The sequence below is a fragment of the Actinomadura macrotermitis genome (assembly GCF_009604375.1).
GTDB lineage: Bacteria > Actinomycetota > Actinomycetes > Streptosporangiales > Streptosporangiaceae > Spirillospora > Spirillospora macrotermitis.
This window is the reverse complement of sequence record NZ_WEGH01000002.1, coordinates 809738-821287: the sequence shown is the minus strand read 5'-3', so window position 1 is coordinate 821287 and position 11550 is coordinate 809738. Positions and strand designations below refer to the sequence as shown.

Sequence of the window (11550 nt, the reverse complement as noted above, 5' to 3'; positions counted from 1 at the left end):
GTTTTCTCTCATGAGCAAGCGAGGTCGCCATGTCTTCTGAATCCGAGACCTGCCCCTATCCGTTCGATGATCCGGAAGCGCTCGACCTCCACCCGCGGTACCGGGAACTGCGGGAACAGCCGGGGATGGCGCGCGTGCAGATGGCCTACGGTCGGCCCGCCTGGCTGGCGACCCGCTACCAGGACGTCCGGACCGTGCTCGGCGACCCGCGCTTCAGCAGGGCGCGGGCCGTCGGCGACGACGAGCCGCGCAAGCTGCCCTTCGCCTCCCTGCCGACGAGCCTGTTCGCCATGGACCCGCCCGACCACACCCGGCTGCGCCGGGCCGTGGCCAAGGCGTTCACCATGCGCCGCGTCGAGTCGCTGCGGCCCGGTGTGCAAAAGCTCGCCGACGGGCTGCTCGACGACATGCGGCGGCAGGGTCCTCCCGCCGACCTGGTGCAGGGCTTCTCGCTGCCGCTGTCCATCATGGTGATCTGCAACCTGCTCGGCGTCCCCTACGAGGACCGGCCGACATTCCGCGGGTTCGCCGACATCATCACCGTGAACGACCCCGGCCTGGGCGTGTCCCTGGACCAGATCATCCAGGCGCACACGGACCTGCACGCCTATCTCGGCCGTCTCGTCGCCGCGAAGCGGGCCGAGCCCGCCGACGATCTGCTGACCGTCCTCGCCCAGGAGAAGGCGGAGGACCTCTCCGACGAGGAGATCATCGGCATCGGCGTGGACGTGCTCATCGCGGGCCACGAGTCGACCGGCAACTTCATCAGCAACTTCTGCCACCTGCTGCTGACCAACCCCGACAGGCTCGCCGAGCTTCGCGACGACCCCGGGCGCGTGCCCCAGGCCGTCGAGGAGCTGCTGCGCATGACCCCGCTCGGCGCCAACGCCTTCATGGCCCGGGTGGCGACCGAGGACGTCCAGGTCGGTGACGTCACCGTGCGGGCCGGAGAGGCGGTCCTGCCGGCGATGGCATCGGCGAACCGCGACGCCGGGGTCTTCGCCGACCCCGACACGCTGGACTTCTCCGGCCGCGACACCCCGCACCTGACGTTCGGCCACGGGGCCCACCACTGCCTCGGGGCGCAGCTCGGCCGGATGGAGCTGCAGATCGCGGTGCGGTCGCTGCTGGCCGCGTTCCCGGACCTGCGGCTGGCCGTCCCGCCCGAGGAGGTGCGGTGGCGCTCGGCGATGCTCATCCGCGGGCCCTGGGAACTTCCGGTGGCCTGGTGAACGGGCGGATGCGAGGTAGCGGTGGCGATCTCAGCTGAGTCGGTCGTCGAGGCGCTCCGGGCGGCCCTCCTCGAGAACGAGCGGTTGCGGGAGGCGAACGAGCGGCTCGCGGGCCCGGCCGCCGGACGGCCGTCCGGCGGGCCGCGGACGGACGAGCCGCTGGCGATCGTGTCGATGGCCTGCCGCCTCCCCGGCGGCGTCGAGACCCCGGGCGATCTGTGGCGGCTCGTGTCCCGTGGCGAGGAGGCGATCTCCGGCTTCCCCGAGGATCGCGGCTGGCCGCTGGGGGATCTGTACGATCCCGAGCCCGGCCGTCCCGGCCGGTCCTACACCCGCCAGGGCGGCTTCTTGCGCGGCGGCACGGAGTTCGATCCGGCGCCGTTCGGGATCTCGCCGCGTGAGGCGTTGGCCATGGACCCGCAGCAGCGCCTCCTCCTGGAGTGCGCTTGGGAGGCGTTCGAGCGGGCCGGGCTCCCGCCGTCGCAGGTGCGCGGAAGCAGGACCGGCACCTTCGTCGGCCTGATGTACCACGACTACGTCCCGCGCCTGCGGTCGGTCCCCGACGAGCTGGCGGGCTACGTGGGCAGCGGGAACGCGGGCAGCGTCGCGTCGGGACGCGTCGCCTACGCCTTCGGCCTGGAAGGGCCCGCGGTGACGGTCGACACCGCCTGCTCCTCGTCGCTGGTCGCCCTGCACTGGGCGGCTCGGTCGCTGCGCGACGGCGAATGCTCGATGGCCCTCGTCGGGGGCGCGACGTTCCTGTCGTCACCGGACGTCTTCGTGGAGTTCTCGCGGCAGCGCGGGCTGGCCCCCGACGGGCGCTGCAAGTCGTTCGCCGCAAGCGCGGACGGTGTCGGCTGGGCCGAGGGCGTCGGGCTGGTGCTGCTGGAGAGGCTGTCGGACGCCCGGCGGCTCGGCCACCCGGTGCTCGCCGTGGTGCGGGGCTCGGCGGTGAACCAGGACGGCGCGAGCAGCGGCCTGACCGCACCGAAGGGACCCGCGCAGCAGCGGGTGATCCGGGAGGCGCTCGCGAACGCCGGGCTCTCCGCCGGAGACGTCGACGTCGTCGAGGCGCACGGCACCGGGACCCCGCTCGGCGACCCGATCGAGGCGCAGGCCGTCCTGGCGACCTACGGCCGGGACCGGCCCGCGCAGGCGCCCGTCCTGCTCGGCTCCGTCAAGTCGAACCTCGGGCATACGCAGGCCGCGGCCGGCATCGCGGGGATCATGAAGATGGTCCTGGCGATGCGGCACGGTGTCGTCCCGCCGACCCTGCACGTGGACGAGCCGACACCGCAGGTCCGGTGGGCGGACGGCGGAGTGCGGGTGGTGACCGAGCCGGCCGCGTGGCCCCGGCGGAACGGTCCGCGGCGCGCCGCGGTGTCGTCGTTCGGCGTCAGCGGCACCAACGCCCACGTCATCGTCGAAGAACCGTCCGCCGTGGCGGGCGAGGCCGCGGCCCCGGACGACCCCGCCCGCGGGCGGGTGTTCGACGGCGCGTTGCCCTGGGTGCTGTCGGCCAAGACCTCCGGCGCTCTGCGCGGCCAAGCCGCCCGGCTGCTGTCCTTCGTCGAGGAGGGGCCCGAGGGCTCGCCCTTGGACATCGGCCGGTCCCTCGCGACGACCCGTGCCACGCTGGATCACCGCGCCGTGGTGTTCGGCGGGACGGGCACGGAGCTGAAGGAGCAGCTCGCGGGGCTCGCCGCGGACGATCCCGTGCCGGGGGTGGTGCGCGGCCGCGCCGACCTCGGCGGCCGCGCGGCGTTCGTCTTCCCCGGGCAGGGGGCGCAGTGGCCCGGAATGGGCCTCGGCCTGCTGGAGTCCTCGCCGGTCTTCGCCGAGTCGATGCGCGAGGTCTCCGCCGAGCTGGAGCGGTTCGTCGACTGGTCGCTGCTGGAGGTGCTCGCGGCGCCCGAGGACGCCCCGGGCCTTGACCACGTGGACGTCGTCCAGCCCGCGCTGTTCGCGATGATGGTCTCGCTGGCGGCACTGTGGCGCTCGTGCGGCGTCGCGCCGGCCGCCGTCATCGGCCACTCCCAGGGGGAGATCGCTGCCGCCCACGTCGCGGGCATCCTCTCGCTCCCGGACGCCGTCCGGGTTGTCGCGCTGCGGAGCAAAGCCCTGCGCGCGCTGGCGGGCAGGGGCGGGATGCTCTCGGTCGGGCTTCCCGCGGACATCGTCGCCGAGCACGGCCGCGCGTGGAACGGGCGGCTGGGCATCGCGGCGGTGAACGGGCCGTCGTCGGTGGTGGTGTCGGGGGAGCCCGGCGCCCTCGACGAGCTGTCCGCGCGCTACGTGCGGGAGAACGTCCGCGTGCGCCGGATACCCGTGGACTACGCCTCGCACTCCGCGCACGTCGAAGGCATCCGCGACGAACTGCACGACCTGCTCGCCGCCGTACGCCCAGAGGAGGCGGCCGTCCCGTTCTACTCGACGGTGGAGTCGCGGTGGGTGGACGGCACGTCGTTCGACGCCGGCTACTGGTACCGCAACCTCCGGGAGACCGCGCACTTCCACGAGGGCACGCGAGCGCTCGCCGAGCGGGGAGTCGACGCCTTCATCGAGGTCAGCCCCCATCCCGTCCTCGCGCCCTCGATCCAGGAGACCCTGGAAGGCGACGGGCGTGCCGCCGCCGTCCTCGGTTCGCTGCGCCGCGACCAGGGCGGCCCGCGCCGGTTTCTCACGAGCCTCGCCGAGGCGCACGTGCGGGGTGTGCCCGTCGACTGGCCGGCGATGTTCGCCGGGACCGGGGCGCGCCGGATCGAGCTGCCCACCTACGCGTTCCAGCGGCGCCGCTTCTGGCTGAACGCGCCCGACCTCGGCGCGGCGCCGGAACCGCTCACCTCCGTGGAACCGGACGGCGACGAGGACGGGTCGCTCCGGCGCGACCTGCTGGCGATGGCGCCGGACGAGCGTGCCGCCCGGGTCCTGGAACTGGTCCGTTCGGCGGTGGTGAGCGTGCTCGGGTACGCGACGCCCGAGCCGGTCGGCACGCGGTCGGCGCTGCTCGATCTCGGCCTCGAATCCATGACGGCGCTGGAGCTGCGCAACCGGATCAACACCGCCCTGGCGACCGCGCTTCCCACCACGGCGGCCTTCGACCACCCGACCGTCGCCGAGCTCGCCGAGCGGGTGACCGCCGAGTTGTCGGGGGAGGCGGCGTGCGAGGACGGCCGGAGCGAGGCCCACTGCCGCGACCTGCTCGACGTCGCGGCCGACCGCCGCGAGAGCGGCGACCATGGGCGGGTGCCGCTGTCGTTCCACCAGCAGCGGCTCTGGGCGCTCAGCCGGATGGCGCCGGACAGCCCCGCCTACAACGTCGCGCTGATCCTGGAACTGCGCGGCGCCCTGCGGGCCGACCTGCTGCACACCGCGATCAACGAGGTCGTGCGCAGGCACGACGCGCTGCGCACGGTTTTCCCGAGCGAGGCCGGCGAGCCCTGGCAGGCGGTGCTGGAGTCGCTGGAGATCCCGCTGCCCGTCGTCGACCTGGAGGGCCTCGACGCGGCGGCACGGGAGGCCGGGCTCGACCGGCTGGCCCAGAACGAGGCGCGGCGCCTCTTCGACCTCGAAAGCGGTCCGCTGCTGCGCGTGAAGCTGGTGCGCATGGGCCCCGACCGGCACGAGCTCGTGCTGAACATGCACCACATCATCACCGACGCGTGGTCCGGCAACATCATCGTGAAGGAGGCGCTGCGGATCTACCGCGCGCTGGACGCCGGCGAGGAGCCGGAACTGCCGGAGCCGCCCGTGCAGTACGGCGACTTCACGCTGTGGGAGCGGGAACGCCTCAGTGGCGCCGTGTACGACGAGAAGCTGGCCTACTGGCGCGGCCGCCTCGGCATGAACCAGTCCGGTCTGGAGCTGCCCGCCGACCGCGAGCGCCCCCCGGTGCAGACCTTCCAAGGCGGTAGCCTGCGGTTCGAGCTTCCCGGCGACCTGGTCGCGGACCTGCGCTCGCTCGGCACCGAGCACGGCGCGACCCTGTTCATGACCTGTGTCGCGGCGCTGAACGTCGTCCTGCGGCGCTACACCGGCAGCGACGACGTGGTGATCGGCACGCCCGCCGCGAGCAGGCACCACACCGCGATCGAGAACCTGGTCGGGTTCTTCGTGAACACGGTCGTGCTGAAGACCGAGCTGGGCGACGACCCGACGTTCGCCGAGCTCGTCGGCCGCGTCGGCGAGATCGCCCGGGGCGCCTACGCCAACCAGGACTTCCCGTTCGAGCTGCTGGTGTCGGAACTGCTGCCGGACCGCGGGATGAGCATGAACCCGCTGTTCCAGGTCTGCTTCGCGATGCAGCCGGTCATGGGCGAGCTGCTGCGCGACGAGCCCATGCTCGGGCACGCGCGGGAGGTCCGGAACGGCACGGCCAAGTTCGACCTGTGGATCTCGCTCACCGAGCGCGCGGACGGCGGCTTCGGCGGCGAGGTCGAGTACAACACCGACATCTTCGAACGCCGCACGGCGGAACGGATCGTCCGCTCCTACGAGACCGTGCTGCGGGCGGTCGTCGACGCGGCGGACCATCCGGTGTCGGCCCTGCCGGTGCTCGCCCCGGCCGACTCGGAGCTGGTGCTGGTCGAATGGAACCGCACCGAGCGCGACTTCGGCGCCGCGGCCGGACGTGCCCTGCACCGGCTGGTCGAGGACCAGGCGGACGCCGCGCCGGACGCCGTCGCGGTGCTGGCGGCCGACGCGGTCGAGCTGACCTTCGGTGACCTCGACCGCCGCGCGAACAGGCTCGCCCACCGGCTGCGCGGCATGGGCGTGGCCGCCGGAACCCCGGTGGCGGTTCATCTCGAACGGTCCTGGGAACTGGTGGTCGCCGCCCTGGCCGTCCTCAAAGCCGGCGGGACGTACGTGCCGATCGACGCGGCCTGCCCGCCGGAACGCGTGACGGCCATCGTCGCGCACGCCTGCGCACCCGCCGTCGTGACACGGGAGGTCCTGGCGGAGGCGGCGTCAGAACCGGCCACCCGGCCGGACTGCGCGACGGACGGAGACCACCCCGCCTACCTGATCTACTCGCCCGATCCCTGCGTGCGGCCCGAGGCGGTCCCGGTCGCCCATCGTGACGCCGTGAACCGGCTGCTCTGGATGCAGGACCGGTTCCGGCTCGGAGCCGGCGACCGCGTGCTGCAGCAATCGCCCGTCGGCTCCGACGCGTCCGTGTGGGAGATCTTCTGGCCGCTGCTGGCCGGAGTTCCGACGGTCCTCGCGAAGCCCGGTGCGGTGCACGCGGTTCCCCTCCTCGCCTCGCTGGTGCGGGACCGCGAGATCACCACGATGCATTTCGTCCCCTCGATGCTGCGGCTGTTCCTCGACCGCGCGGAGGCCGGGGCGCCGACCCCGCTGCGCCGCGTGCTGGTCAGCGGGGAGCGGCTCCCGCACTCGGAGAGCCGGCGGTTCCGGGCCCTGTTCCCGGACGTCGAACTGCACGCCCTCTACACACCGGTGCGGGGCGTCGGCATCGCGTTGCACAGGCCGTGCCAGGACGACGAGGACACCACGGTCGTTCCGCTCGGACAGCCGATCGCCAACACCTGCGGCTACGTCCTCGACGAGCACCGCAACCCCGTGCCCGTCGGAGCCGTCGGGGAGCTGTACCTCGGTGGCCCGCACGCCGGGTCCCACCTGATCAGAACGGGAGACCTGGCGCGCTACCTGCCGGACGGCACGCTCGTCCACGAGGGGCGGGCGCAGATCCCGGCCGGCGACGGCGACGCCGAACGCGAGCAGGCCGCGTCCGGCACCCGCGTCCAGGCGTTCGCCGCCGCTCCGGCCGCGGCCGCGCAGGAACCCCGCGACGACGCGCGGCTGACCGCCGACCGCGTCGCCGAATGGCAGGAGGTCTTCGACACCACCTACTCCGGCACACCCGCCGCCCACGGCGACGACTTCAACATCGTCGGCTGGGACAGCAGTTACACCGGCGAACCCATCCCCGCCGAGGAAATGCGGGTGTGGGTCGAGGGGACCGTCCGGCGGCTCCTCGGGTACCGGCCGCGGCGGGTGCTGGAGATCGGCTGCGGCACCGGGCTCCTGCTGTCCCGGGTCGCGCCGGGCACCGAGTACTACTGCGGCACCGACGTGTCCGACGCCGCCCTGTCCTACGTCGAGGACCGCATCCTGGGCGACCTGCCGGACTCCACCCGCGTCAAGCTCGTGCACTGCCAGGGCAATGACTTCGAGGCGCTCGACCGGGCCGTCGAGGGCGAGGAACCGTTCGACCTCGTCGTGATCAACTCGGTGGCGCAGTACTTCCCGGATGCGGGCTACCTGCGGGAGGTCGTCGCCGGGGCGGTGGCACGGGTGCGGACACCCGGCGGCACCGTGTTCCTCGGTGACCTGCGCAGCCTGCCGCTGCTGGAGACCTTCCACACCGAGGCCGAGCTGCGCCGCGCCGACCGTCCGGCGACGGTCGCGGACCTCGGCACGAGGGTCCGCCGGAGGATCGACCAGGAGCAGGAACTGGTCGTCGACCCGCGCTTCTTCGCGGTGCTGCGCCAGGAGATGCCCGCTGTCTCGCGCGGCGAGGTCATGCTCAGGCGCGGGTGGCGGCACAACGAGCTCACCCGGTACCGCTACGACGTCGCGCTGCATGTCGGCGGTGATCCGGTGGCGGCCCCTGATCCCCGGTGGCTGGACTGGGCGGCGGGTGACATCACCCTCGACGGCGTCAGGTCACTGCTCGCCGAATCCCCGGACGCCCTGGTCGTCGACCGCGTCCCCAACGCCCGGCTGGCCTCGGTCAACGCCTGGCGTGAGGCGATCGGGGCCGCCGACGGCGCGGAGACGCTTCCGCAGCCGGAGGAGGACGGCGGCGGCATCGAGCCGGACCAGTGGTGGCAGCTCGCCGAGGAACTCGGCTACCAGGCCGGCGTCGGCTGGACCGAACCCTACGAGAGGGGTGACTACCGGGTCGTCTTCCGCCGCCCCGGCTCGGCCTGGCGACCCGACTGGCTGGAGCCTCCGGCCGAAGGGACGGGCGACTCGATCCGCGGCCTTGCGAACCATCCGCTGCTGGCGCAGGCAAGCCGGAGGCTCACCGCCGAGATCGCCGTCTTCCTGCGGGAGCGGCTCCCCGAGTACATGATCCCCTCCGCGCTGGTCGTGCTGCCCGAGCTGCCGGTGGACGGCAACGGCAAGCTCGCCCGGGCCGCGCTGCCCCCGCCTTCCGATGTCGCCCGCATGGAGACCGCGGACGGCTACGTCGCTCCGCGAACGCAGGTCGAGCACGATCTCGCCGCGATCTGGGCCGAGGTCCTCGGGGTCGAGCGGGTGGGCGTGACCAGCACGTTCTTCGCGCTGGGCGGGGACTCGCTGCTGGTGATCCGGATGGTCACCAGGGCCGCCTCGAAGGGCATCGAGCTCACCCCGCAGGATGTCTTCCAGAACAAGACGATCGCGGACCTGGCCGAGCTCGCCGCCACCCGCGTGGCCGAGGGCGGAACCACCGCCCGCATGGCCGAGAGGTTCGTCGACGAGGAACTGCTGGAACGCATGCGGCAGCTGTACGCCGACGCCGAGCGGGCCTACCCGGCCACCGGAACGCAGCAGCACATCCTGTACCGGGCGCGCACCACCGGAGAGTCCGGCGCCAACGTCGTGCACCACCGCTTCCGGATCGAGGCGCCCGACTTCTCCCCGGAGGCGCTCCGCAAGGCGTGGCAGCACGCGATCGACCAGTTCGGGGCGCTGCGCACGTCGTACGTGTGGAACGACGGCGATCCGGTCCAGGTCGTCCGCGCCTCGGCGCCGCTGGTGTTCGAGGAGTTCGACTGGCGCCCGGTGCCCCCGGCCGAGCAGCAGCGGCGGCTGCACGCGCACATCGTCCGGCAACGCGAGGAGGGTTTCGATCCCGAGTCCACGCCGCAGATGCGGGTCGCGCTCTTCCGGCTCGGCGACCAGGCCTACGAGTACCTGTACATGTTCAACCTCGCCGAGCACGACGGCTGGAGCTACATGATCATCTTGCGGGCGCTCCTGGACGCCTACGAGGCGGTCCTCGCCGGACGCGACCCCGTCCCGGTCCCGGACTCCCCGGCGTACGGGGAGTTCTGCGCGGCCCAGCGGACCCGGGACATGACCGCCGCCGAGGACTTCTGGCGCGCCGAGCTCGACGGCCTCTCCCTCCCGTCGCCGGTCATCACGTCGGCGCCGGAGGACGGCGCGCGCTCGGCGCTGCCGTACCTGCAGGAGAGCACGGTGGTGCCACCGGAGGTCACGACGAAGCTGACCGAGCTGGCCCGCCGGAACAACCTCACCGCCTACACCCTCTTCCAGGGCATGTGGGCGGCGCTGCTGAGCTCGATGACCGCAAGCCCGGAGCCGGTGTTCGGGACCGTGTTCTCCGGACGGGCCACGGCCGACGACGGAACCCTCACCGGGGACGTGGAGAGCGCGATCGGCCAGTTCTTCAACATCCTCCCGGTCCGCTTCGCGGTCCGCCCCGAGCTGCCGCTGCCGGTGATGCTGGCCGGGCTGCAGCGGAAGGTCTCGGAGATCGCCCGGTACGAGTACATGCCGCCGGAGCGGCTGTACGAGCTGGCCGGGGTGCCGCAGAGCGGGTTCCTCTTCGAGAGCTACATCGTCAACGAGACGTTCCCCGAGCTGGCGGGCAACTTCGAGCGCTTCGGGAACGTGCTCGCCGCGACGCCGATCGAGTTCGTCAACCAGACCGACCACCCGCTGCGCATCGAGTTCGCGTTCCTCGACGACAGCCTGATGATCAACATGAACCACTACGCCGACCGCTTCCCCGAGGGAAGGGTCGCCGAGTACCTGGACCGGCTCGACCTGCTCCTGCGGATCGCCGCGGAGCGGCCGGAGCACTCGGTGGGCGACCTGCTCGCGGAGCTCGACCGCCGATGCCGACGAGGGGAGCCTGCGTGATCGCGGAGTTGTTCGAGGTCCAGGCGCGTCGCGCCCCCGATGCCGTGGCCGTCGTCCATGGCGACGTCTCGATGTCCTACGGCGAGCTGAACGCGCGGGCCAACCGCCTCGCGCACGAGCTGATCGCCAGGGGCGCCGGGCCGGAACGGCGCGTCGTCGTCGCCTTCGACAAGTCCGCGGAACTGGTGGTGGCGATCCTGGCGGTGCTCAAGGCGGGCGCGGCCTACGTGCCGGTCGATCCCGCCTATCCCGCCGAACGGATCGCCTTCCTGTTCGGCGACTGCGATCCGGCGCTCGTGCTGAGCAGCAGGCCGGTGCTCGAAACCCTGCCCGAGTCGGCCGCGCCGGTGGTCGACATCGACGCGCTGACGTCCGCCGCCGACGCGCCGGACCCGGTCGACGCCGACCGCACGCACGCGCTGAGCCTGTCGAACATCGCGTATGTGGTCTACACGTCGGGCTCCACCGGGGTGCCCAAGGGTGTCGAGGTCTCCCACGAGGCCGTGATCCGCCTGTTCTCGGCCACCGACCACTGGTTCGGCTTCGGGCCGGACGACGTCTGGGCGCTGTTCTTCTCCCACGCCTTCGACTTCTCGGCCTGGGAGATGTGGGGCGCGCTGCTGCACGGCGGCCGGCTCGTCATCGTGCCCCACGCGGTGAGCCGGTCCCCCCAGGATCTCCTGCGGCTCCTGATCGACGAGGGCGTCACCGTGCTGAACCAGACACCGTCGGCCTTCTATCCGCTGATGGAGGCGCATCTGCAACGCGACGACGGCGGAGAGCGGCCATTGTCGCTGCGGATCGTCGTGTTCGGGGGCGAGACGCTCGACCTCGGCAAGCTGAAGGACTGGTACGCGCGCCACGGTGACGAGAGCCCGGCCTTGGTGAACATGTACGGGATCACCGAGACGACCGTGCACGTCACCTATCGCCTGCTGTCCAGGTCGGACACCGAGGGAGAACCGGCGAGCGTCGTCGGCGTCGCGATGCCCGACCTGTGCCTCTACGTGCTGGACGACGCGCTGCGCCCGGTCCCGGTGGGCGTGACCGGCGAGCTGTATGTGTCCGGCCCGGGCCTCGCCCGGGACTACCTCAACCGTCCCGACCTGACCTCGCAGCGGTTCGTGGCCGACCCCTTCGGCTCGCCGGGTTCCCGGATGTACCGCTCCGGCGACCGCGTGCGCTGGAACCAGAACGGCGACCTGGAGTTCATCGGCCGGGTCGACAACCAGGTCAAGGTGCGCGGCTTCCGCATCGAGCTCGGCGAGATCGAGTCCGTGCTGGCCCGGTGCGAGGGGGTCTCGCGGTGCGCGGTGACCCTGCGCGAGGACCGGCCGGGGGACCAGCGGCTCGTCGCCTACGTCGTGCCCGCCATGGGCGGCTAGCCCCCGGGCCACGGCACCAAGGTCCCATGGTC

Annotated in this window: 3 protein-coding genes; all 3 read left to right on the top strand. The window is 72.5% G+C overall.

All coding sequences use genetic code 11. The features are described from left to right. Positions 1-29 precede the first annotated feature (29 nt). From ACRB68_RS15640 to ACRB68_RS15630, 3 genes are read left to right on the top strand one after another with little or no spacing between them, the layout of a single operon-like run. Positions 30-1232: a cytochrome P450 gene (locus tag ACRB68_RS15640; RefSeq protein ID WP_153533195.1), complete on the top strand. Its 1203-nt coding sequence runs from the start codon at positions 30-32 to the stop codon at positions 1230-1232. Between the two features lie 21 nt (positions 1233-1253). Beyond that, on the top strand, positions 1254-10133 hold the full coding sequence (locus ACRB68_RS15635; RefSeq protein WP_153533194.1) for a condensation domain-containing protein: 8880 nt from the start codon (positions 1254-1256) through the stop codon (positions 10131-10133). After that, positions 10130-11518, top strand: coding sequence for an amino acid adenylation domain-containing protein (locus tag ACRB68_RS15630; RefSeq protein WP_328594252.1), 1389 nt, complete (start codon positions 10130-10132; stop codon positions 11516-11518). The genes ACRB68_RS15635 and ACRB68_RS15630 overlap by 4 nt, the downstream gene beginning before the upstream one ends. Positions 11519-11550: the final 32 nt, after the last annotated feature.